We start from the raw sequence: 23740 nt of genomic DNA on the forward strand, positions 1-23740 counted from the left end.
TCGTCCGGGAAGTCCGGCAATCGATCGATTGCCGGACGGCTCACCGGACGTCGGAGGCGCCGCTGGGTCCGTAGCCCGATGTGACTGAGTACTTCAGTTGGCCAGTGAGCTGTTGAGTTGGCCGGTTGAGCGTTCGGTTTTGCTCCCAGCCCTCGCGTGCCCGCCGCCGCAGTCAAGCACCCGTCGTGGCTGCGGTGTTGAAGAGGCGCACGGACACCAAGTTTCGATTTGCCGTCGACTGACTGCCCTGATCGGTCGGTACGTTTCGCCGGTGGCTGAGGGATACAGGACTACGATCACTGTGTCGAGCAGTACGTGTGCGTCGGCCATCCGGCGTTGAGGGGGTCAGCGTGGACGACAGCAAGCAGCCGGTCCGGTTCCGGCAGCGGACGAAGCAGGTGACGGCGCCGCCGACGCCGGAGGCACTGTTCGGAGTGCTCCCGCGAACGACCACCAGCCACGGCGCTCTGTGGTCGCACCAGGCCGACATGCTGCGCGCCTACGCCTCGCCCTCACTCTTGAACAAGTCCGACGTCGCCCTGGAGCTCCCGACCGGCTCCGGGAAGACCTTGGTTGGCCTGCTGATCGCTGACTGGAGGCGGCGCTACTACAAGCATCGCTCGGTCTACGCCTGCCCGACCAAGCAGCTCGCCCACCAGGTCTGGGCTGCCGCCCGGGCCCAAGGCATCCCCGCCGCCCTGTTTATCGGCTCGCGCTCCGACTTTGACGATCGGGACCTGGCGCGCTACGCGGGCGCCGAGGTTGTGGCCGTGACCGTCTACAGCCACGTGTTCAACACCAACCCGGCTTTTCCGGACGCGCAGAGCCTGCTGTTCGACGACGCGCACGCTGCCGAAGGCTTCGTAGCGGATGCCTGGGCAGTGGACATCCCGGCCACCGCCAGCCAGTTCACCTCGCTGTTGGATGTGTTCGGCGACGACCTCGACCCCCACCTCGTGTCCCGGCTGACCGACCCGTACGGCGGCACGGAAGTACGGCTTGTGCCGGTGCCGACCGTCGCCAAGCACGCCGTCGAGCTGGACAGGGTCCTGTCGACCCTGGTCGGCAACTCCTGGTACCGGTTCAAGATGGTCCGCTCGCAGCTGCGTGCCTGCCTGTTCTACGTCAGCCCGCAGGGCTGGTACATCCGGCCGATGATCCCGCCGACCTTCGCCCACACCCCGTTCATGGGCCCGCAGCAGCGGATCTACCTCTCGGCGACCCTCGGTGAAGGCGGCGAGCTGGAGCGGGCCTTCGGCCGCCCGACGATCACCCGGATCGCGGCGCCCCCGGAGTGGGAGAGCATCGGCAGCGGCCGACGCTTCTTCGTCTTCCCCGACCTGGCGGAGTCGACCAACGACCCCTTCGGCCCCGGCGGTCTGCACTCGGCCGACACCCACCAGCCCGCCGCGCAATCCGGTCCTGGCGAGGCGCCGGCCAATCCAGCGGACAAGGGTGGCCTGGTCGGCCGGTTGATCGGCCTGCGCGGTAAATGCGTGGTGCTAACACCCGACGGAAAGTCGGCCACGATGATCGCCGACACCCTGGGGGTGCCACAGGCGGAACGATTCCGACCCGGCGACACCCTGGACGGCCTCCAACCGTTCAAGACCGCCGACCGGGGCATGCTGCTCGCCCCGAGCCGGTTCGACGGCATGGACCTCCCCGACGAGTCGTGCAACATCATCCTGATGCACGACCTCCCCGATGCCCTTCACCTCCAGGACAAGTTCCTTCAGTCCCGACTGCGCGCCGGCCGCGTGGCCCTGGAGCGGGTCCGCACCCGCGTCATCCAGGGCGCCGGCCGCTGCACCCGCGGACCCCGCGACTTCGCACTTGTCATCGTCACTGGACGCGAACTCCAGCGCTTTCTCTCCCGCCTCGACGTCCGCGAGGGACTGCCGCCCGAGCTCCAGGCCGAGATCGCCTTCGGCCGCGACAACAGTGAAGTACCCCCGTCTGATCTCATCGCCCTAGCACGCAGCGCCCTCGATCGTGACCAGATGTGGCAGCAGGACGCCGAGCCGGACATCGTCGAGCGCCGCTCCGAGTGCGCCAAACAAGCCCCTGCCTACGTGGGCATGTTGGCCGCAAGCGCCGAACATGAGGTCAACGCCTGGCAGGCCGCCTGGCAAGAGGACTGGGACACTGCCTCCCGCAGCGCGGTGCAGGTCCTCGATCTCCTGACCAGCAGAGAGCTGCGCCCCTACCAGGCGATGTGGGCCTACCTCGGATCAGTCTGGGCCCGGCTGGCAGCAGACGCCCCGGGCGCGACAGCGCGGGCCGAGCAACTGCTGGAGCGGGCACGCAAGGCCGCCTTCGGCACCACGTGGCTGCGGGAGATCGAGGGGCACGCGGTCGCCGCGCCAGAACTCGGCGCCCTGGACACCGAGGCCGTAGCAGCCGTAGCCGAGGCCTACCGGTCGTCCTCGAAGCTAAAGACGGCCGCCAAGTTCGACTTGTTCGCCAACGAGATGCTGGCCAACCTACGCGAGCAGTACTCCGTGAAGTACGAGGCGGGGCTGGTCTCCCTCGGGGAACTGCTGGGGGCCCGCTCGTTTAAGCCGACAGGTCAGGGACGTACGGACGCGGCGTGGCTGTGGCCATCTTGGTGGCTCACGGTCGAGGCTAAGAGCGAGCAGAAGTCCGAAGGAGGCGTCAGCCTGAAGTACATCAGGCAGTCGAACAGCCAGCTCCGTCAGCTGGCCAGCGACAAGCAGGTCGACGAGGCGCCGAGCGACAGTATCAGCCTCGTCGTCTCCCCTCGCGGGATGGTGAGCGACCTGGCCGTTCCCGCGGCGGAGTCCCATCTCTACCTTGTCTCCCCGGACACGGTCCTCGCGCTCGCAGTGCGGGCGACGCAGGCATGGACCCGGATCCGCAACGCCGCCCCGGCCGGCGTCGAGGGTGAAGACCTGCACGCTGTGGTCGCGGAGGCCCTGCGCACCAGCCTGGTGCTGCCCTCCTACGTCAAGGAAGCCGTGACCGCAGACCCCATCCGCCCGTAAGGGCCCAGACTCGCAGCTCTTGACTGAGCGCTTCAGCGCGAGTTGGGCGTGTGGTGTCGATCGTGGCGCGAGTCGGTTGGCGTGGGGGGTCGAGCAGGGGCGTCAGCTCCTTGTAGTAGGCGCTCAACTGGCCAACTGAAGCGCTCGGTCACACCCGAACAGCGCATTCCTCATGTGTGCTCCCCACGGCCGGGCGCCTGCGGGCGGTCATCCCGCTCGGGATGAAGCGGGCAGTTCCTCGCTCGTGATCGTGGCCGGCGACTGCTGGCGGACGGTCCCAGGGGCAACGACCAGGCCTTTCGGATGCTGTCGATCAGCGGGCGGGCGCTGTAGGGGGATATCCCGAGTTCCTGACGTGCTTCGGCCAGCCGTTCCGGGTCTCCGTCCGGCCCCTGCTCCGCGGCCTGGTGAGTGCGGCGTCTGAGCCCCTCGGTGCTGAAGATGTCGAGCAAGGTGAGAGAGAAATGGGCGTACGCGGAGGCCTCATCGATGAGTTGGCGTGCACCATCGCCCAGTTCATGATGGGCGATGGGACCCGGCCTGTCCCCGGCGGCATAGAAGGCGAACTGCTCCAGGGCCAGTTGGAGGTCGAACTCCGTGCAGGGACACGGTTCGCGCAGGTAACCCCCCAGTGTACGGAAGGCGCCAAGTACGCCGCTCGTATCCCGGGTCCACTGTTGTTTGCTCAGCAGAGTTCGGAAACCCGCGAGGGTTTCAGACAGTTCATCCAGGATGACGTGCCGCGAGATTTCGGTCAGTTCAAAAGACTGTGTCTTTTCTTGCATTTCTCGGATCTGGAGCCCGTATCGAAGGAGATCACGCAATACGCCACCGGACAGAGAATGAGCCAGGATCACGTAAGGGGTAGTCAGCGTGTCGCACCGCTTGGCGAGAATGGCACGTGAATCTTTAAGCAGGCTTGGCTGCACGTGGATGATGTCGTCAAGAGAGCTATCCGTTACGTCCCGGTGAGGCAAGCCCCGGCGGACGAAGGAAGCCCCGACATCCTCAGCCACCGATATCAGATAGTAAACGTGAGGCACGCCCAGAATTGCCTTGATCTCACCGAGGAAGGCCAGCGCCTGCGCGGAAGAACCCAGACGGTCCAGCTCGTCAATGGCAATCACCACGACTCTATTCTGTGCAGCCTTGTGTTTCGCGATGCGGTTAAGTACATCGCGGAATTCCTCGACGAGTTCCGGAAAGTTTGGCGGGACCGTGGAGACGGACGTGGTGTGCGAGGTACCCAGGCTCAGTACCTGCGAGGTCCCGGTGGACAGCCCATTCGAAGACGTCTGGATCGTCTGTAGACGGTAGAGGTGGTTACGGCATCGGGTCACCAGTTCGGGTTCCGTCGGCCGAGGGCGCCAGCCGCCCGCTCTCGCTAGGAGCACGCCAGCTATCGCGCCTGCGAGCCGCAAGGGATTCTCAGTGTCCGCCAGGATTGGGTACGTTTGCGGGTTGCGAACGAGGTACAGCAGGAGGGCGATTCCGCTGGCGAAGGCCAGAGGACCGAAAATTGTTTCCAGGTAGACGCGCCATCTGCCCGATTGAAACGCCTTGCCTGAATCGCGGAACCTCAGGAAATAAATCCACGCCACCATCAACAGTCCGGCGCTGACCATGGTCCCCGGCTGTATGTAGCGCACCTGCTGCTGGACCTGCTTATCTAGGAGGATGCTTCCGATGGACCCGAGCGCCAAGAGCATTCCGACAGGGGTACCGGCGAGCGTCCATAGACCCCCTAATAGGCTTGGTAGCCACGAACTATGCCGCGACTTCCACCATGCAAGCCCCGCGAGGATGGCCAGCACACTTGCGATAGCACCATGCCCCTGCCAGGTCTGAACAGAATACGAACGGAGCGGGTCGACGTGCGTCCGAACGAAGTCTGCTACCGAGTTGGCGTACTGCGAGTACAGGGAACGGGCGGAGGTCGACAGCCCCAACACCACCAGCGCGGTGGAGGGGAGGGCGAAGGCTCCCCACCGTCCCAACCGCCTCACCCGCGAGATGACCCGGCGCAGCAGCCGACGCGCGTTCGACAGCCGCGTGAACTCGGGGACTTCGTAGCCTTCGCTACGTATGTAAGTCGCACACAGGCGAACTGACAGCGAGAGCAGGAAGTCATGCGGGGTGTACGTGGCGGGCGCCTGGGCGAGTACACCGAAGTCGGCCTCGTCGACGCACCGTTCCAGCAGCGTTGTCTTGCCTGCGCCCCGAGGGCCGCAGATGGCGATGGTGCCGTACTCGATGTGCGCGACCTTGCGCTGCAGCTGCTGGAGGGCCTCGTTGTCGACGAAGTATCCGGGGGCCCGGAGCGCCCGCAGGCCCTCGTAGCTGCCCGGAATGAAGAGCGAGTCTGGGTCGTCACCGAGCATTTGGCGGACCACCTGGGCAACCACCGGCCGGGTCCCCTGCGCCTCCAGCACTTCACCCCAGCCCGCGGCGTTGACCCCGAGTTCCACCCTCTGTGCCAGCCAGACCGCGCCCCAGGCCGCCGCGACCAGCGACTGCCGCAGGTTGAACCACACCGTCGAACCCCGCCAGAACAAGGTGAACAGCACGGCCGCCGCTACCGCAACCGCCACGGCCAGCGCCAACAGCCCCCCGATGGCAAGCATCACGATGCTGGGGCAAATCACCAGCAGACAGGCCGCCCACCAACTCCATTCCGTCTCGGATGCTGCGGCGCGATGCTTGTCCCTGATGTCCGCCAAGTCGGTGAGTGCCTTGTCGAACTCAGTCTGGGCCTCGCCGATGCACCGGCTGGTGGTGAAGGTGACGTACGCGTCTGTGTACATCCGCTCTGTGACGGCATCCCGCGTGACGCCTTCGCGCTTGCCCAGCATCCGGGCCGTCTCCGGATCTTCAAGCGAGATCAGCACGCACCGCTGGTAGATCAGTGTCTTGTCGGGTTCGAGGAAGTCGATAATCCTCGCCCACCAGGCATCAAGCCACGTATGTGTCCATAACGGAAGCATTCATCACCCTTCCCCCGAGTGTCAGAACCTGCGGATGCTAACGCCCCGCGATGACACAGCGGGAGAGGGCCTGAGCTGGCACTGACCGTGGCAGGCCTGTTCCGGACGTCCATCGGACCCACCTGATATTGATCACAGTAAGTGACAGGAGTGAGGACGGAGCACCTCGCACTGGCTCTTGATGGGGCTTGCCTGGTGGGGGTACGTCTGGGTGGGGGCACCATTCAAGATGGACAACGGACAGAGATGAAGGACCCCCATAACCTCGCGGCCAACCCCTGCCCCTGCGGGCGCTTCAGCGTGGCGAACGACATGTGCGAGTGCCCGCCCTCTTCCGTCCGCCGGTATCAGGCCAGGCTCTCCGGGCCGCTGATCGACAGGATCGACCTGCGGGTCGAGGTCGAGCCGGTCACCCGCGCCGAACTGACGGCGGTCGGCGCCGTGGGCGAGTCGACGCGGACCGTGGCCGACCGGGTGAGCGCCGCCCGCGAGCGTTCCGCCGCGCGATTGGCCGGGACTCCGTGGCACACGAACAGCGAGGTGCCGGGACGCGAGCTGCGCAGTCGCTGGCAGGCACTGCCGGGAGCGATGGACGAAGCCGAGCGCGGCCTGGAGCGAGGGATGCTGACCGCGCGCGGCCTGGACCGAGTGCTCCGTGTCGCCTGGACCGTCGCCGACCTCTCGGGACACGACCGGCCTGACGCCGGGGACGTGGCCCTGGCCCTGCAACTGCGCACCGGGATCCCCCGAGGGGTGCCAATGATGATCGGTTCACCGGCATGACCTACGACGACCGTATGGCCCGCGTCGCCCTCGCGCGGGTCATCGAACCCGGTGACGAGCTCGGAGGCCGGTGGCTGCGGGAGTTCGGAGCCGTAGAGGTGGCGCGGCGGCTCGTGGCGGAACGGGAGCCGCTGCCCGGGGCGAGTGTCAGGCGGTGGGAGGGGCTGCGGGGGCGGGCCGCGGGGATGCGGCCCGAGCGGGATCTGGCCCAGGCGCAGGACGCCGGGGTGAGATTCATCTGCCCTGGTGAACCGCAGTGGCCGGTGCAGCTCGACGATCTGGGCGATGCCCGGCCCACCGGGCTCTGGGTGCGAGGGCTGCCCAGTCTGCGGATATGGGCACTGCGGTCCGTCGCCGTCGTCGGAGCGCGCGCCTGCACCGAGTACGGCGCGCACATGGCGGCCATGCTGGGCGCGGGGCTCGCGGAGCGGGGCTGGGTGGTGGTGTCGGGCGGCGCCTACGGCGTGGACGGCGCCGCCCATCGGGGGGCCCTCGGAGCGGGCGGCGCCACCGTCGCCGTGCTGGCCTGCGGTGTCGACCGGCCCTACCCGCGCGGGCACACCCAGTTGATCACCAGAATCGCCGAACAGGGGCTGGTGGTGGGGGAGTTGCCGCCTGGTGATCACCCCACTCCGAGCAGGTTCATCCTCAGGAACAGGGTCATCGCCGCGCTCACCCGGGGGACCGTGGTCGTCGAGGCCGCGTACCGCAGCGGCGCGCTGGTCACGGCACGTGCGGCGCAGCGGCTCGGACGGTTCACGATGGGGGTGCCTGGCCCCGTCACCAGCGGGCTGTCGGCAGGGGTGCACGAACTGTTGCGTGGGGAGGCGGTCCTGGTTTCCGACGCTGCGGAAGTCGCCGAGCTGGTGGGCGACATAGGAGAGCTGGCACCGGACCGGCGAGGGCCCGTGCTGCCGCGCGACCTGCTCGACCCGGGCGCGGGGCGGGTGCTGGCCGCGCTGCCGGCTCGCGGCCTGGTGGGAGCGCAGGAGGTCGCCCGGGGCGCGGGGATCACGACGGACGAGGCGGTCGGGAGACTGTACGAACTCCGAGCACTTGGATTCGTCGAACGAACCGGCGACGGCTGGAAGTTGACACGCCAGGCAATGATCTCCGTCCGCGGTGATCGGAGCGGGTGCTGACCGAGCGTGTTCGGCCGTCCGGGCGAACGCCGACAGCCTTGGCAATTCCCGCAGTTGGCGTTTCCCGATGGTTACGCAGGGCGATCATCGGGACACCGGGTGGCGCCCAGCGGAACGTATCTGCGCAGGGGTGATCCCCCGCCCTTCGCGCACTGCGACGCTCCAGTCACGCTACGCTCACGGGGTTTCCGGCGCAGACAGGCAACTCGACATCAGACCGACAGCTCACCCAGGCATCCCCAGTTCACGGCAGAACGGCACAAGGCGACGAATGCCCCAGCACACCTCCGGGTCCGACCGGGCGGCGATCCCCCCAGCCGCCCGTGAAGGCCGCAGCGTGCGCCCGCCCGCTCCCTCGACGCTCGACGAGCTGTGGCGGTCGTACAAGTCGACGGGCGACGAGCGGCTGCGGGAGCAGTTGATCCTGCACTACTCGCCGTTGGTGAAGTACGTCGCGGGGCGGGTGAGTGTCGGTCTGCCGGCCAATGTGGAGCAGGCGGACTTCGTGTCCTCGGGGGTGTTCGGGCTGATCGACGCGATCGAGAAGTTCGACATCGAGCGGGAGATCAAGTTCGAGACGTACGCGATCACGCGGATCCGGGGCGCGATGATCGACGAACTGCGGGCGCTGGACTGGATTCCGCGGTCGGTGCGGCAGAAGGCGCGCAATGTGGAGCGGGCCTACGCGACGTTGGAGGCGCGGTTGCGGCGCACCCCGTCGGAGGGTGAGGTGGCCTCCGAAATGGGGATCGGGGTGGAGGAACTCCACGCGGTCTTCAGCCAGTTGTCGCTGGCGAACGTGGTGGCTCTGGAGGAGTTGCTGCACGTCGGTGGCGAGGGTGGCGACCGGCTGAGTCTGATGGACACCCTTGAGGACACCGCGGCGGACAATCCGGTGGAGGTCGCGGAGGACCGGGAACTGCGGAGGTTTCTGGCGCGGGCGATCAACACGCTGCCCGACCGGGAGAAGACCGTGGTCACGCTCTACTACTACGAGGGACTCACGCTCGCGGAGATCGGCAATGTGCTGGGTGTGACCGAGAGCCGGGTGAGTCAGATTCACACGAAGTCGGTGCTTCAGCTGCGGGCGAAGCTGGCCAGTTTCGGGCGCTGACGTCGACGGGGGAGGGCGCTGAATCGTCTCTGCCTTGCCCTTGCCCTTGCCCTTGCCGTCGCCCTCGCTGTCGCCCTTACTTCGCCTTTGTCGCGTCTTTGGGGTGGCCAGTTTCCGCCCTCGTCCGGCTCCCTTCCTGTCCCTTTTCGGCTGCGGCTTCGCGTTGTCTTGTCCCTCTTTCGTCGTCGCTTCGGATCGTCGGGTCATCGGAGTGGCTGCCGTCCGGGGCGGTCCGTCCGTAAAGTGGTGGTCGTGCCAAGGATTCGAGCGGCCTCCGTGGCCGAGCACCGGTCGATGCAGCGAGCCGCCCTGCTGGACGCGGCGCGGTCCCTGCTGTCCGAGGGTGGGACGGAGGCGCTGACCTTCCCCGCTCTCGCCGAGCGCACGGGGCTTGCGCGGTCTTCCGTGTATGAGTACTTCCGGTCGCGGGCCGCCGTTGTCGAAGAGCTGTGCGAGGTCGACTTTCCGGTCTGGGCGGCGGAGGTGTCTGACGCGATGCAGCGGGCGGAGACCTCGGAGGCCAAGGTCGAGGCCTATGTCCGGCAGCAGCTGGCCCTTGTCGGGGACCGGCGGCACCGGGCCGTGGTGGCCATCTCCGCGAGCGAGCTCGATGCCGGGGCCCGGGAGAAGATCCGGGCTGCGCATGGTGGGCTTGTCGCGATGATCGTCGAGGCGCTCGGAGAGCTGGGGCATGCGGAGCCTCGGCTGGCGGCGATGCTTCTCCAGGGTGTGGTGGATGCCGCTGTGCGGCGGATTGAGCTGGGGGCGGCGGAGGATCCGGGCTCCATTACTGACGCGGCGGTTGCCATGGCTCTGCGGGGCGTTCGGGGCTGAGTCGCTGTTTCTGCGCACCCGGGGTGGGGGCTGGGGTCGGGGTGGGTCGCGCAGCCCGGCGCTTGCGGGGTGCCGCTCCCTTGGGATGGGCGCCGCCCCTAGCGGCACGCATGCCCACAGCGGGGACGGTTGATGGGCACGCATGCCCACAGCTAGAGCGGTTACAGCTTCACCCCAGCCACCGGCAGCAAGCGCGACGGGCCCCTGCTCAATAGCCAAGGTGGGAGCAGTGACAGTGGATCCAGGTACGTCTTTCCTCTGAGCAAGCCCCAGTGCAGGCACGATGTCGGGCAGTGGGGGCTGCCTGGCTCCACGGTGCCCAGTACCTCGCCCGCCGCGACTTCGGTGCCCTTCTCCACCGTTGCCCGGACCGGACCGTATGTCGTGCGCAGCGGCGGTGTGCCCGTGGCCGTCAGTTCCACCGAGACCACTCCGTGTCCCGCGACCCTGCCCGCGAACGACACCCGGCCCGGTGCGACGGCCCGTACCGGTGTGCCGGGAGCCGCCGCGAGGTCCACGCCCCGGTGACCGCGGCCGTATGCCGTCGCCGGCGGTTCCCAGCCCCGTACGACCGAGGGACGTATGCCCACGGGCCAGGCGCGGGCCACGGCCGGGACCGCCGGATCGGCTGCCGGAGGGACTGAAGGTTCCCGTGGTCCGGTGGGGCCCGGTGGTGCGGGTCCGGTCGTACGTGCCAGGGCGGACGGGGTCAGGGATCCCAGGACGGTCACCGTCAAACCCAGCAGCAGGCCCAGCCACGTACGCAGACATCGTTTCGCTCGCATGCGAGAACCGTCCCGCATCGGGCGGATCATGGCCGGGATCTGTGGAGCACCGGCCGGTTGTGGACAGCGGCGTCACCCGGTGCCTCTCAGGTCCCGTACACTTCTGGTGGCGATCCGGGTGACCGGGTCGACTTCGCACGCCCCGACACGCAGGCCATCAAACAGCCGGTGTCAGCGCCTCTCGGTCCCTAGTGGCAAGGCGCAAGCGGGCGTCAGGCGCGAGTGCCGTCCGGCACGCGCGGCACAACCGAGAACACCAAGGAGAACGGCCATGGCCGTCGTCACGATGCGGGAGCTGCTGGAAAGCGGCGTCCACTTCGGTCACCAGACCCGTCGTTGGAACCCGAAGATGAAGCGCTTCATCTTCACGGAGCGCAACGGCATCTACATCATCGACCTGCTCCAGTCGCTGTCGTACATCGACCGCGCCTACGAGTTCGTCAAGGAGACCGTCGCCCACGGCGGCACGGTCATGTTCGTCGGCACGAAGAAGCAGGCGCAGGAGGCCATCGCCGAGCAGGCCACCCGCGTCGGCATGCCCTACGTCAACCAGCGCTGGCTGGGCGGCATGCTCACCAACTTCTCGACCGTCTACAAGCGTCTGCAGCGCCTCAAGGAGCTCGAGCAGATCGACTTCGAGGACGTCGCCGCGTCGGGTCTCACCAAGAAGGAGCTTCTCGTGCTCTCGCGCGAGAAGGCCAAGCTGGAGAAGACCCTCGGTGGTATCCGCGAGATGCAGAAGGTGCCCAGCGCCGTCTGGATCGTGGACACCAAGAAGGAGCACATCGCGGTCGGTGAGGCCCGGAAGCTCAACATCCCGGTCGTCGCCATCCTCGACACCAACTGCGACCCCGACGAGGTCGACTACAAGATCCCGGGCAACGACGACGCGATCCGCTCCGTCACCCTGCTCACCCGCGTGATCGCCGACGCCGTCGCCGAGGGCCTCATCTCCCGTTCCGGTGCCGGCAAGGCCGCCGAGGGTGACAAGGCCGCGGGCGAGCCGCTCGCCGCGTGGGAGCGCGACCTGCTCGAGGGCGAGAAGAAGGCGGACGACGCCGAGGCTCCGGCCGCTGAGGCCGCCGCTGCCGAGGCCCCCGCCGCTGAGGCCGAGGCCGAGAAGCCGGCCGAGGCCGCTGCCGAGGCTCCGGTCGCCGAGGCGCCCGCCGCCGACGCCCCGGTCGCCGACGAGGCCCCCGCCGCGGACGCCGAGCAGGCCTGACCCCTCACCCCTTCGGGTTCTGAACGGCGGGGGCACACCAAGCCCCCGCCGTTCGGCCCGTAGATCTTCAGACTTCGAGAGAGATTCCAGGAATCATGGCGAACTACACCGCCGCCGACGTCAAGAAGCTCCGTGAGCTCACCGGCGCAGGCATGATGGACTGCAAGAAGGCGCTGGACGAGGCCGACGGCAACGTCGACAAGGCCGTCGAGGCGCTGCGCATCAAGGGCCAGAAGGGCGTCGCCAAGCGCGAGGGCCGCTCCGCCGAGAATGGCGCTGTGGTCTCCATCATCGCCGACGACAACTCCTCCGGTGTCCTGGTCGAGCTGAAGTGCGAGACGGACTTCGTCGCCAAGGGCGAGAGGTTCCAGGCCGTCGCGAACCAGATCGCCGAGCACGTCGTCAAGACCTCCCCGGCCGACATCGAGGCGCTGCTCGCCTCCGAGATCGAGGCCGGCAAGACGGTCCAGGCGTTCGTCGACGAGGCCAACGCCAACCTGGGCGAGAAGATCGTCCTGGACCGCTTCGCCCAGTTCGCCGGCGCGTACGTCACCTCGTACATGCACCGCACCATGCCCGACCTGCCCCCGCAGATCGGTGTCCTGGTCGAGCTGGACAAGGCCAACGCCGAGCTCGCCAGGGGTGTCGCGCAGCACATCGCCGCCTTCGCGCCGAAGTACCTCTCCAAGGAGGACGTTCCGGCCGAGGTCGTCGAGACCGAGCGCCGCGTCGCCGAGGAGACCACCCGCGCCGAGGGCAAGCCCGAGGCCGCCCTGCCGAAGATCGTCGAGGGTCGCGTCAACGGTTTCTTCAAGGACGCCACCCTTCTCGGTCAGCCGTACGCGCTGGACCCGAAGAAGTCCGTCCAGAAGGTTCTGGACGAGGCCGGTGTCACCCTGAAGCGCTTCGTGCGCATCAAGGTCGGCATCTGAGTCCGTACCGCGATCGACGCCCGACCCCGCTGCTAGGGTCGACAGCAGTCGTCCGCGGACGTGGGCACGCGCGCGCGTGTGTCGGACGACAGCAGATCTGACGAGGAGGCCATTGCCGAGCATGGGATGCGAACAACACCCCACCGGCAATGGCCTTCTTTGTATGTGTGACACGTAAAGAGGCGAGAGATCCATGACCACCACGCAGGCCGACAAGGGCGAGAAGACCGACGACGGCAAAGGCACGGGACGCTTCATGCTGAAGCTTTCCGGCGAGGCGTTCGCCGGGGGCGGAGGACTGGGCGTCGACCCCGACGTGGTGCACAAGATCGCTCGCGAGATCGCGGCCGTCGTGCGCGACGGCGCCCAGATCGCGGTCGTCATCGGCGGCGGCAACTTCTTCCGCGGCGCCGAACTCCAGCAGCGCGGCATGGACCGGGCGCGCTCCGACTACATGGGCATGCTCGGCACGGTCATGAACTGCCTGGCCCTCCAGGACTTCCTGGAGAAGGAAGGCATCGACAGCCGTGTGCAGACCGCCATCACCATGGGGCAGGTCGCCGAGCCGTACATCCCGCTGCGCGCCGTACGGCACCTGGAGAAGGGCCGTGTGGTCATCTTCGGCGCCGGTATGGGCATGCCGTACTTCTCCACCGACACCACCGCCGCGCAGCGCGCCCTGGAGATCGACGCCGAGGCCCTGCTGATGGGCAAGAACGGTGTCGACGGGGTCTACGACTCCGACCCGAAGACCAACCCCGAAGCGGTCAAGTTCGACTCGCTCAGCTACGGCGAGGTCATCACCCGCGACCTCAAGGTCGCCGACATGACCGCCATCACGCTGTGCCGGGACAACAAGCTGCCCATCCTGGTCTTCGAGCTTCTGGCGGAGGGCAATATCGCACGGGCCGTCAAGGGTGAGAAGATCGGCACACTCGTGGGTGAACACAGCAGCCGGGCCTGACCGGGGACGAGCCCTGACCGGGGGATGGACAATGTCCTGCCGGTCCGGAACCGTGCAGGAATAAGACGCGACGCAGCCGGCTGCCACCCCTACGAGGAACAGCTGCCGGGCCTACTCAAGACACGCAGGAGCAAGTGGTGATCGAAGAGACCCTCCTCGAGGCCGAGGAGAAGATGGAGAAGGCCGTCGTGGTCGCCAAGGAGGACTTCGCCGCGATCCGCACCGGCCGTGCGCACCCGGCGATGTTCAACAAGATCGTGGCCGACTACTACGGCGCGCTGACGCCGATCAACCAGCTGGCCTCGTTCTCGGTGCCCGAGCCGCGTATGGCGGTGGTGACCCCGTTCGACAAGAGCGCGATGCGCAACATCGAGCAGGCGATCCGCGATTCCGACCTGGGTGTCAACCCGAGCAACGACGGCAACATCATCCGGGTGGTGTTCCCGGAGCTGACCCAGGAGCGCCGCAAGGAGTACATCAAGGTCGCCAAGACCAAGGGTGAGGACGCCAAGATCTCGATCCGCTCCGTGCGCCGCAAGGCGAAGGAGACCATCGACAAGCTGGTCAAGGACGGCGAGGTCGGCGAGGACGAGGGCCGCCGTGCGGAGAAGGAACTCGACGACACCACGGCGAAGTACGCCGCCCAGGTGGACGAGCTCCTCAAGCACAAGGAAGCGGAGCTGCTCGAGGTCTGATGAACGACTCTTCCTGGGGGGCGCCGCCACAAGCCGGGTACTGGGGGCCGTCCGACCAGGGGCCTGTCCAGGGGGCTGCCCCGGCGGGTCCCACGTACGATGCGTATGACGCGCAGCACACTCGCCCCATGCCCATCGTGCCCGACGTACCCGCACACGGCGGAGACCAGGATGACGACCGGGGGGCCGCTCGGCTGAGCGGTCCCCTGTTCCGCGACGACACACCGGCGACGGCGCCCCACGGGGACTCGTCGCAGAAGCCGCAGGAGCCCATGCCCAGCGCCCCACAGCCCGCCCCCGCACCGCAGAAGAAGAGCGCGGGACGCGACTTGGGCGCGGCCATAGGCGTAGGCGTCGGGCTCGGTGCGGTGATCGTCGCATCGTTGTTCATCGTCAAGGCCGTGTTCATCGGCGTGATAGCGGTCGCCGTGGTGGTGGGGCTGTGGGAGCTCACGTCACGGCTCGAGGAGCGCAAGGGCATCAAGGCGCCTCTCGTGCCGCTGGCGCTCGGCGGTGCCGCGATGGTCGTCTCCGGCTACGTCCGGGGTGCCGAGGGCGCATGGGTGGCGATGGCGCTCACCGCGCTCGCGGTCCTGGTCTGGCGTATGACGGAGCCCCCCGAGGGCTACCTGAAGGACGTCACCGCCGGGGTCTTCGCGGCCTTCTACATCCCGTTCCTGGCCACGTTCGTCGCGTTGATGCTCACGGCCGACGACGGTTCGCGGCGGGTGCTCACGTTCCTGCTCCTCGCCGTGGTCAGCGACACGGGCGCGTACGCGATCGGCTGGCGCTTCGGCAAGCACAAGCTGGCGCCGCGCATCAGCCCCGGCAAGACCCGCGAGGGCCTGCTCGGAGCGGTCACCTTCGCGATGGCGGCGGGTGCGCTGTGCATGGAGTTCCTGATCGACGACGGCACCTGGTGGCAGGGCCTGCTCCTCGGCCTCGCGGTCGCGGCCAGCGCCACGCTGGGTGACCTCGGCGAGTCCATGATCAAGCGCGACCTGGGCATCAAGGACATGGGCACGCTGCTGCCGGGCCACGGCGGCATCATGGACCGGCTGGACTCGCTCCTGCCCACGGCTCCGGTGGTGTGGCTGTTGTTGGTGATCTTCGTCGGGTCCGGCTGACCTGCGGTTTTATCGGTTGGGGGCTCGTCGTCCACAGGGCGGCGAGTCCCTCTCCGTATGTCTGCGACACTGGTACAGCCATGCCTAAGCCCGGAGAACTCACATTCGTCGCCCCGCGCGGAGCCAAGAAGCCGCCGCGGCATCTCGCCGATCTCACGCCTGCCGAGCGTAAAGAGGCGGTTGCCGCGATCGGTGAGAAGCCGTTTCGTGCCAAGCAGCTGTCGCAGCACTACTTCGCGCGGTTCGCGCACGACCCCGAGGAGTGGACGGACATCCCGGCCGCCTCGCGCGGGAAGCTTCAGGAGGCGTTGCTTCCTGAGCTGATGACGGTCGTGCGTCATCTGTCGACCGACCAGGAGACCACGCGCAAGACGCTGTGGCGGCTCTTCGACGGCACGCTCGTCGAGTCCGTGCTGATGCGGTACCCGGACCGGGTGACCATGTGCATCAGCTCGCAGGCCGGGTGCGGGATGAACTGCCCGTTCTGTGCGACCGGGCAGGCCGGGCTCGACCGGAATCTCTCCACCGGTGAGATCGTGCACCAGATCGTGGACGGTATGCGGGCGCTCAGGGACGGCGAGATCCCGGGTGGTCCGTCGCGGCTCAGCAACATCGTCTTCATGGGCATGGGTGAGCCGCTCGCCAACTACAAGAGGGTGGTCGGCGCGATCCGCGCGCTGACCGACCCCGAGCCCGACGGGCTCGGCCTCTCGCAGCGTGGCATCACCGTGTCGACCGTCGGGCTTGTCCCGGCGATCAACCGTTTCTCCGACGAGGGCTTCAAGTGCCGCCTCGCCATCTCCCTGCACGCGCCCGACGACGAGCTGCGCGACACCCTCGTACCCGTGAACACACGGTGGCAGGTGCGGGAGGTGCTGGACGCCGGCTGGGAGTACGCGGCGAAGTCGGGGCGCCGGCTGTCCATCGAGTACGCGCTGATCAGGGACATCAACGACCAGGCCTGGCGTGGTGACCGGCTCGGGCGGATGCTCAAGGGCAAGCCCGTGCATGTCAATCTCATCCCGCTGAACCCGACGCCGGGCTCGAAGTGGACCGCCTCGCGGCCCGAGGACGAGAAGGCGTTCGTCGAGGCGATCGCTGCCCACGGGGTGCCGGTCACCGTCCGGGACACCCGCGGTCAGGAGATCGACGGGGCGTGCGGTCAGCTCGCGGCCACCGAGCGGTAACCTGGCTGGGAACAACCGCAGAATCCACATCTTCATATTCCGACAGGGGAGCGCCACAGCGCTGAGAGTGCGGTAGCCGGGTAACCGGTGGGCCGCAGACCCTCAGAACCTTGCCCAGGTCATTCTGGGTAGGAAGTTCGGTCAATACTCAAGCTGTTGCGCCCTGCCCGGGAACTCTCAGGGGTTCCCGGGCAGGGCCGCGTCTCTTCCTGGTCATCCCAGGAGGAATTTCAGTGAGCAAGAAGAAGACGATCACGGCCGTCGTGGTCGGTCTGGGGCTCGTCACGCTCTCCGCGTGCGGCTCGACCGAGTCCGGTTCCGGTAGCGGCGGTGACTCCAAGACCGTGACCGTCGTCAGCCATGACTCCTTCACCTACTCCAAGGACGTGCTGAGCGCCTTCGAGAAGGAGTCCGGGTACACGGTCAAGGTCCTCAAGGACGGCGACGCCGGGCAGGCCGTCAACAAGGCGATCCTCACCAAGGACAATCCGCAGGGCGACGTCTTCTTCGGCGTCGACAACACCCTGCTGTCCCGCGCGCTCGACAACGGGCTGTTCCAGTCGTACGAGGCCAAGGGCTCGGACCTGATCCTCCCGGAGTACCGGGTCGACGAGGACGAGCACCGGGTCACGCCCATCGACACCGGCGACATCTGCGTCAACTACGACAAGGCCTATTTCAGCGAGCACAAGCTGACGCCGCCGCAGTCCTTCGACGATCTCGTCAAGCCCGAGTACAAGAACCTCCTCGTCACCGAGAACGCCTCCACGTCCTCGCCCGGCCTCGGCTTCCTGCTCGGGACCGCTGCCAAGTACGGGGACGACGGCTGGGAGGACTACTGGACGAAGCTCAAGGCCAACGGCGTCAAGGTCGTCGACGGCTGGGAGCAGGCGTACAACGAGGAGTTCTCCGGCTCGGCCGGGGGCAAGAAGGCCAAGGCGGACCGGCCGCTCGTCGTCTCGTACGCCTCCTCGCCGCCCGCCGAGGTCATCTACGCCGACCCGAAGCCGACGACCGCGCCGACCGGCGTCGCGACCGGCACCTGCTTCCGGCAGGTCGAGTACGCGGGGCTGCTGAGCAACGCGAAGAACACCAAGGGCGGCGAGGCGCTCATCGACTTCCTGATCACCAAGAAGTTTCAGGAGGACATGCCGCTGAACATGTTCGTGTACCCGGTGGTCGAGGGGGCCACGGTGCCGGCCGAATTCACCGAGTTCGGTCCGCAGGCCAAGGACCCCGAGACCATGGACCCCGCCAAGATCGCCGCCAACCGTGACCAGTGGGTCAAGTCGTGGACCTCGCTCGTACTGAAGTAGCGCCCCGCGCGCGTAGGAAGTCCCGTCGCGGAGACGCGGCGCGGTTCGGGCTCATGGCCCTGCCCGTCGCGTTCTTCGGCGTCTTCTTCGCCTACCCCGTCGCGGCGATCGTGGCCCGCGGTCTCAAGGTGGACGGGGTCTGGCAGCTCGGCCGGATCTGGGACGTGCTTGCGCAGTCCGACATCCGGCACGTCCTGTGGTTCACCACCTGGCAGGCGCTCGCGTCGACGGCTCTCACGCTGCTGATCGCGCTCCCCGGCGCGTACGTCTTCGCGCGCTTCGATTTCAGGGGCAAGCAGGTCCTGCGCGCGGTGGTGACCGTCCCGTTCGTGCTGCCGACGGTCGTCGTCGGTACGGCGTTCCTGGCGCTGGTCGGCCGGGGCGGGCTCCTGGACGAGCTGTGGGGCGTACGACTGGACACCACCGTCTGGGCGATCCTGCTCGCGCACGTCTTCTTCAACTACGCGGTCGTCGTCCGCACCGTCGGCGGGCTCTGGTCGCAGCTCGACCCGCGTCAGGAGGAGGCCGCGCGGATGCTCGGCGCCTCCCGGTTCGCGGCCTGGCGGAAGGTGACGCTGCCGGCGCTGAGCCCGGCCGTGGCCGCCGCCGCGCTGATGGTCTTCCTCTTCACCTTCACCTCCTTCGGTGTGGTGCAGATCCTCGGCGGCCCCACCTTCTCGACGCTCGAAGTCGAGATCTACCGGCAGACCTCGGAGATCTTCGACCTCTCCACGGCGGCGGTGCTGACGATCATCCAGTTCGTGGCGGTGGGCGCGATCCTCGCCATGCACGCCAGGACCGTACGGCGCCGGGAGACCGCCCTGCGCCTGGTGGCCCCGGAGACGACCGCCCGCCGGCCGCGCGGGGCCGGGCAGTGGGCACTGCTCGCCGGGGTGCTCGCGAGCATCGCCGTGCTGCTCGTGCTGCCGCTCGGCGTGCTGGTCCAACGGTCCCTGGACGCACCCGACTTCGGGTACTACCGAGCGCTCACCTCCGACGACAGCGGCATCTTCCTGGTCGCGCCGATCGAGGCGATCGGCAACTCGCTGCAGTACGCGCTCGCCGCCACCGCCATCGCCGTATTCATCGGCGGTCTGGCGGCCGCCGCGCTCACCCGGCGTGCGGGCCGGCTCGTGCGCGGCTTCGACGCGCTGCTGATGCTGCCGCTGGGGGTGTCGGCGGTGACCGTCGGGTTCGGGTTCCTGATCGCGCTCGACGAACCGCCGCTCGACCTCAGAAGCAGCTGGATCCTGGTGCCGCTGGCGCAGGCCCTTGTCGGTGTCCCCTTCGTCGTACGGACCATGCTGCCCGTGCTGCGGGCGGTGGACGGGCGGCTGCGGGAGGCGGCGGCGGTGCTCGGGGCGTCGCCGTGGCGGGTGTGGCGCGAGGTCGATCTGCCGATGGTGCGGCGGGCACTGCTGGTCGCGGCCGGGTTCGCCTTCGCGGTGTCCCTTGGCGAGTTCGGGGCGACCGTCTTCATCGCGCGGCCCGACAACCCGACGCTGCCGGTCGCCGTGGCCCGGCTGCTCGGGCGGGCGGGTGACCTCAACTACGGCCAGGCGATGGCCCTTTCGACGATCTTGATGGTGGTGTGCGCGGTGTCGCTGCTGCTGTTGGAGCGGGTACGGACCGACCGGACCGGGGAGTTCTAGATGCTGCTGAGCCTTGAGACCGCGACCGTGCGCTTCGGCGGGCGGGCGGTGCTCGACGCCGTCGATCTCGGGGTCGCCGAGCACGAGATCGTGTGTGTGCTGGGGCCGAGCGGCAGCGGCAAGTCGACGCTGCTGCGGGCGGTGGCCGGGCTCCAGGCGCTCGACGCCGGCCGGGTGCTCCTCGACGGCCGCGACCAGGCGGGGGTGCCCGCACACAAGCGGGGCGTCGGTCTGATGTTCCAGGACCACCAGCTCTTCCCGCAGCGGGACGTGGGCGGCAATGTCGGGTTCGGGCTCCGGATGCATGGCGCGAGCAAGGCCGAACAGGCCGTACGCGTACGGGAGTTGCTGGAGCTCGTCGGGTTGCCGGGCGCCGGACACCGGGCCGTCGCCGCGCTCTCCGGTGGTGAGCAGCAGCGGGTCGCGCTCGCGCGTGCCCTCGCGCCGCGTCCCCGGCTGCTGATGCTCGACGAACCGCTCGGCCAGCTCGACCGCTCGCTGCGTGAACGTCTCGTCGTCGAACTGCGGGAGCTGTTCGGCGAGTTGGGTACGACCGTGCTCGCCGTCACGCACGACCAGGGCGAGGCCTTCGCGCTCGCCGACCGGGTCGTGGTGATGCGCGACGGACGAATCGCCCAGTCCGGTACGCCACTTGAGGTCTGGCAGCACCCCGCGGACGAGTTCGTGGCGCGCTTCCTCGGCTTCGACAACGTGGTGGACGCACGGGTGAGCGGGGAGGTGGCGGACACTCCGTGGGGGAAGGTCCCGGTGCCGGAGGACACCCCGCAGGGGCCGGGCACGCTGCTCGTACGGCCCGCGGGAGTACGGCTGGTGGACGCGGCGGAGGGGCTGCGCTGCACCGTCGCCGCACGCACCTTCCGGGGCACCCATGTCGCCGTACAGCTGCAGCCGGAGGGCGCGCCCCGGCTCGAAGCGGCGTGCACGCTCAGGGACGCGCCGGAGCCCGGTGACCGGGTCGGGGTCGAGTTCGACGCGGCTGAGATCGTCGTCCTGGGCTGACCGCCCGGCGCCGCCGAAATTGCCGTACTCGAGGAGTCACCCGCCGCATAAGGTGCGGCTCATGACGCTACTCGGACCACTCGGGCATGACCGCTACTGCGATGCGATCGAGCTACAGGTGCGGCAGTTGAGGGACGTGGTGACCTCGGACGGTGTCGAGCTGTCCGCGACCGTGCCGACCTGCCCCGACTGGTCGTTGGAGCAGCTCCTGCGGCATACGGGCGGGGCGCTGCGCTGGGTCGAACTCCTCGTCCGTACAAGGGCGCAGGAGAACGTCCCCGAGGGGGGCGTGCCTTTGGCCGGGGGCCCGGAGGCCGAGGGTGATCCCGCCGCTCTGGACGCCTGGCTCGCGGAGACCGGCGAGATGCTCGTCCGCACGTTGCGGGAGGCGGGGTCCGACACGCGTGTGTGGGCGTGGGCCGGGGTGCACGACTCCGGCTTCTGGGCGCGCCGGATGACGCACGAGCTGGCGATCCACCGCGCCGACGCCACGCTGGCCGCCGGGCTGCCGTACGAGGTCGAACCGGATGTGGCCGCCGACGCGATCGACGAATGGCTGGGGATCGTGGAGTACGTGCAGCGGACTCAGCCGCACGACGCGGCGGCGGAGCTGCGCGGCCCCGGTCGCAGCATTCACCTCCACGCCACCGACACGAACCCCGAGCTGAATGCCGAGTGGGTCGTCGAGCTCACCGAGAAGGGGGTCGTCTGGCGGCGGGGTCACGAGAAGGCGACTGTCGCGCTGCGGGGGCCGCTGACCGACGTACTGCTGGGCTTCTACCGCCGACTGCCGCTGGAGGGCGGGCGGTTGGAGGTGCTGGGGGAGCGGGAGCTGCTGGAGTTCTGGCTGGAGCGGGCGACGTTCGGGTAGCGCCCGCACGACGACAGGCGTGTGGCCCGCCTCCTCGGAGAGGGGACGGGCCACACGTTCGTGCGATGTGAGGATCAGGCCTTCGTCGCGCCACGGCGGCGCATACCGAAGAACACTGCTCCGCCACCGATCAGGACGAACGCACCGGCGACACCGGCGATCACCGGGGTGTTGGAGTTCGCACCGGTCTCGGCGAGGTTGGACTCACCGGCCGCGGGGGACGGGGCGTTGCTGCCCGTCGTCGCGGGGGTGGTGCTCTCGGCGGGCGACGGGGTCGCCGAGTCCGAGGGCTCGTCGGACGGGGAAGGTGTGTCCGACGGCTCCGGGGTCTCCGACGCCGGAGGAGTCTCCGTGGTCGTGCAGGCCTCGGCCGGCGCGACCAGGTTCGGCTCGATGTCCTCGTCGACAGAGTTGTTCTCGGCCTTGATGTGGACGCGGTACTCGGCCTTGGGCAGCCAGTCCTCCGAGAACGAGACGGTGGCGCCCTCGCGGGTGCCGACCACAGTCTCCTCGCCGACGAGCTTCGCGTCGGCGCCGTTCGACTCGAGGTAGACCGACACGGTGGCCTTGACGCCCGAGGGGTCCACGTCGGTGACGGTGATGATGCCCTTCCCGTTGTCGTCGCACTCGGCGACGGCGGAGAAGTCCTTAATGTTGCAGGCCATTGCGTTGCCGGCGACACCGAGCGCGAGCGCGGCCGTCGCTGAAGCAACACCGAGGATTCGCACAGAACGTGCGGTACGGCGAGATATGGACACGATTGCCCTTCACGGGATGCGCAACTGCGGGGGGTTAGAGGGGCGTTCTGTTGTTTTGCTGCGACAACTTCGCCCCCAGTAGCCTCACTGGTTTATAAGCGCCAGCTAAGTGCTGTCAATGCATATGCCCTGCCAAGGCGTTGCCTTTACCTTGTCGTTAACCACCGAGACGTTTGAGGGCGTCCGGAGCCTCCTCGATACGGTCAACAAGGGCGATTCGGGACTCCATCGCGCGCTCCCGTGCCAGCGACTGGAGGAGCGGCCAGGTGGGGTGTTTCTCGGTCCAGTGGGCGCGGTTCACGAGCACCATGGGTGTCGGCTCGCCACGGGACTCGTAGTAGTTCGGGGTCGCGTTGTCGAAGATCTCCTGTACGGTCCCGGCGGCGCCCGGCAGGAAGACGACGCCCGCGTTCGAGCGGGCCAGCAGGCCGTCCTCGCGGGTCGCGTTGGCGAAGTACTTGGCGATGTGCGCGGCGAAGGCGTTCGGTGGCTCGTGGCCGTAGAACCAGGTGGGGATGCCCACCGAGGGGCCACCGGAGGGCCAGCGTTCGCGTACGGCGAAGGCCGCGCGCGCCCAGTCGGTGATCGAGGGGGTGAACGACGGCGCCCGCGCGAGGAGTTCGAGGGCCTCGGAGAGCATCCGGTCGTCGAAGGGGGCCGCGTACGCGCCCAGGTTCGCCGCCTCCATCGCGCCGGGGCCGCCGCCGGTGGCGACCGTGAAACCGGCGCGCGCCAGCTCACGGCCGAGGCGCGCCGCCCCCTCGTACGCCTCCGTGCCGCGCGCCATCGCGTGGCCGCCCATCACCCCCACCACCCGTGCGCCGACGAGGAGTTCGTCGAGCGCGTCCGAGACCGAGTCGTCGTGGATCGAGCGCAGCATCGACGCGAATATGTCGCCGTCGGCCTTGGTCTGCTGGAACCAGGCGTACGCGCGGGCGTCCGGTGTCTCCTCGTAGCCCGCGTCGAGCCTCTCGAAGAGCTCGTCGGGGGAGTGGAGCAGGCCCCGGTACGGGTCGAAGGGCAGCCCGGGGACGGGCGGGAAGACCAGCGCGCCCGCGGCGCGCACCTTCGCCGCCGCGTCGGGGTCCATCGGGCAGCCGAGGAAGACGGCGCCCGCGGCGTCCAGGGACAGCAGTTCCGTCGTACGGTCCGTCAGATCGACTGCCTGGACACGGAATTGGGCGAGTGAACCGTGGATCGAGACGACCTCGTCGAACTCGGCGAGGGACTCGATCTCACGGTCGTGGGAAGCATGGAAGGGGGTCGGCTGCACGCCGCCATGTTAGGCATCGCCCCGTCACCGGGCACGCAGACCCCCGTGCTGCGTGCCGGACCTGGTGCGACGT

General features: G+C 68.4%; 18 protein-coding genes, 1 pseudogene and 1 riboswitch. Of the genes and pseudogenes, 15 read left to right on the top strand and 4 right to left on the bottom strand.

The window, feature by feature from the left end:
* The first annotated feature begins 350 nt into the window (after positions 1 to 350).
* Entirely contained in the window at positions 351 to 3008 is a 2658-nt protein-coding gene (locus OG219_RS34595) for a DEAD/DEAH box helicase (RefSeq protein WP_266833218.1), read from the top strand.
* A gap of 170 nt (positions 3009 to 3178) precedes the next feature.
* Here OG219_RS34595 and OG219_RS34600 read toward each other — a convergent pair whose 3' ends face one another.
* On the bottom strand, positions 3179 to 5992 hold the full coding sequence (locus OG219_RS34600) for a P-loop NTPase fold protein (RefSeq protein WP_266833220.1): 2814 nt from the start codon (positions 5990 to 5992) through the stop codon (positions 3179 to 3181).
* Between the two features lie 264 nt (positions 5993 to 6256).
* Here OG219_RS34600 and OG219_RS34605 point away from each other — a divergent pair.
* The 4 genes and pseudogenes from OG219_RS34605 to OG219_RS34620 form a co-directional block, all read left to right on the top strand.
* A pseudogene (locus OG219_RS34605) lies at positions 6257 to 6775 on the top strand (ATP-binding protein); the annotation flags it as partial.
* Entirely contained in the window at positions 6772 to 7917 is a 1146-nt protein-coding gene (gene dprA / locus OG219_RS34610; RefSeq protein ID WP_266833222.1) for a DNA-processing protein DprA, read from the top strand. The pseudogene OG219_RS34605 and the gene dprA, both read left to right, overlap by 4 nt.
* Positions 7918 to 8188: 271 nt before the next feature.
* Positions 8189 to 9031, top strand: a complete 843-nt coding sequence (gene whiG, locus OG219_RS34615; protein ID WP_266474600.1) for an RNA polymerase sigma factor WhiG — start codon at positions 8189 to 8191, stop codon at positions 9029 to 9031.
* A 276-nt stretch (positions 9032 to 9307) separates the two neighbouring features.
* Positions 9308 to 9865 carry a TetR/AcrR family transcriptional regulator gene (locus tag OG219_RS34620; RefSeq protein ID WP_266475062.1) on the top strand — a complete coding sequence of 186 codons (558 nt, stop codon included), beginning with the start codon at positions 9308 to 9310 and terminating at the stop codon, positions 9863 to 9865.
* Positions 9866 to 10026: 161 nt separating this feature from the next.
* Here the strand turns inward: OG219_RS34620 and OG219_RS34625 are convergent, their stop codons facing one another.
* A complete protein-coding gene (locus OG219_RS34625) occupies positions 10027 to 10668 on the bottom strand; it encodes a murein hydrolase activator EnvC (protein WP_266833225.1) in 642 nt (213 codons plus the stop codon).
* A gap of 253 nt (positions 10669 to 10921) precedes the next feature.
* Here OG219_RS34625 and rpsB point away from each other — a divergent pair, with 253 nt between their 5' ends.
* From rpsB to OG219_RS34675, 10 genes are all read left to right on the top strand, one after another.
* Positions 10922 to 11872: a 30S ribosomal protein S2 gene (rpsB, locus tag OG219_RS34630; protein WP_266833227.1), complete on the top strand. Its 951-nt coding sequence runs from the start codon at positions 10922 to 10924 to the stop codon at positions 11870 to 11872.
* Between the two features lie 95 nt (positions 11873 to 11967).
* A complete protein-coding gene (gene tsf, locus OG219_RS34635; protein WP_266833229.1) occupies positions 11968 to 12804 on the top strand; it encodes a translation elongation factor Ts in 837 nt (278 codons plus the stop codon).
* A gap of 193 nt (positions 12805 to 12997) precedes the next feature.
* Positions 12998 to 13768, top strand: coding sequence for a UMP kinase (gene pyrH / locus OG219_RS34640; RefSeq protein WP_266833231.1), 771 nt, complete (start codon positions 12998 to 13000; stop codon positions 13766 to 13768).
* A gap of 137 nt (positions 13769 to 13905) precedes the next feature.
* Entirely contained in the window at positions 13906 to 14463 is a 558-nt protein-coding gene (frr, locus tag OG219_RS34645) for a ribosome recycling factor (protein WP_266474589.1), read from the top strand.
* Positions 14463 to 15590 (top strand): phosphatidate cytidylyltransferase, encoded by a 1128-nt coding sequence (locus tag OG219_RS34650; RefSeq protein ID WP_266833234.1) that lies wholly within the window; start codon positions 14463 to 14465, stop codon positions 15588 to 15590. Before frr ends, OG219_RS34650 begins: the two co-directional genes overlap by 1 nt.
* Positions 15591 to 15670: 80 nt before the next feature.
* A complete protein-coding gene (gene rlmN / locus OG219_RS34655; protein WP_266833236.1) occupies positions 15671 to 16777 on the top strand; it encodes a 23S rRNA (adenine(2503)-C(2))-methyltransferase RlmN in 1107 nt (368 codons plus the stop codon).
* Between the two features lie 34 nt (positions 16778 to 16811).
* A riboswitch (TPP riboswitch) is annotated at positions 16812 to 16930 on the top strand.
* Positions 16931 to 17004: 74 nt separating this feature from the next.
* The gene (locus tag OG219_RS34660) at positions 17005 to 18093 is read left to right on the top strand and encodes a thiamine ABC transporter substrate binding subunit (protein WP_266836335.1); all 1089 of its coding nucleotides are present in this window, start codon (positions 17005 to 17007) and stop codon (positions 18091 to 18093) included.
* Positions 18069 to 19745: an iron ABC transporter permease gene (locus OG219_RS34665; RefSeq protein WP_266833238.1), complete on the top strand. Its 1677-nt coding sequence runs from the start codon at positions 18069 to 18071 to the stop codon at positions 19743 to 19745. Before OG219_RS34660 ends, OG219_RS34665 begins: the two co-directional genes overlap by 25 nt.
* Complete coding sequence (locus OG219_RS34670) at positions 19746 to 20765, top strand: ABC transporter ATP-binding protein (protein WP_266833240.1); 1020 nt, start codon at positions 19746 to 19748, stop codon at positions 20763 to 20765.
* A 61-nt stretch (positions 20766 to 20826) separates the two neighbouring features.
* The gene (locus OG219_RS34675) at positions 20827 to 21636 is read left to right on the top strand and encodes a maleylpyruvate isomerase family mycothiol-dependent enzyme (protein WP_266833242.1); all 810 of its coding nucleotides are present in this window, start codon (positions 20827 to 20829) and stop codon (positions 21634 to 21636) included.
* Between the two features lie 74 nt (positions 21637 to 21710).
* On the opposite strand, the gene OG219_RS34680 is transcribed toward OG219_RS34675, so the two are convergent.
* Both OG219_RS34680 and OG219_RS34685 read right to left on the bottom strand, forming a co-directional pair.
* Entirely contained in the window at positions 21711 to 22364 is a 654-nt protein-coding gene (locus OG219_RS34680) for an LAETG motif-containing sortase-dependent surface protein (protein ID WP_266833244.1), read from the bottom strand.
* A gap of 187 nt (positions 22365 to 22551) precedes the next feature.
* The gene (locus OG219_RS34685) at positions 22552 to 23667 is read right to left on the bottom strand and encodes an LOG family protein (RefSeq protein ID WP_266833246.1); all 1116 of its coding nucleotides are present in this window, start codon (positions 23665 to 23667) and stop codon (positions 22552 to 22554) included.
* Positions 23668 to 23740 lie beyond the last annotated feature (73 nt).

Source organism: Streptomyces sp. NBC_00038 (assembly GCF_026343635.1).
Taxonomy (GTDB): Bacteria; Actinomycetota; Actinomycetes; order Streptomycetales; family Streptomycetaceae; genus Streptomyces.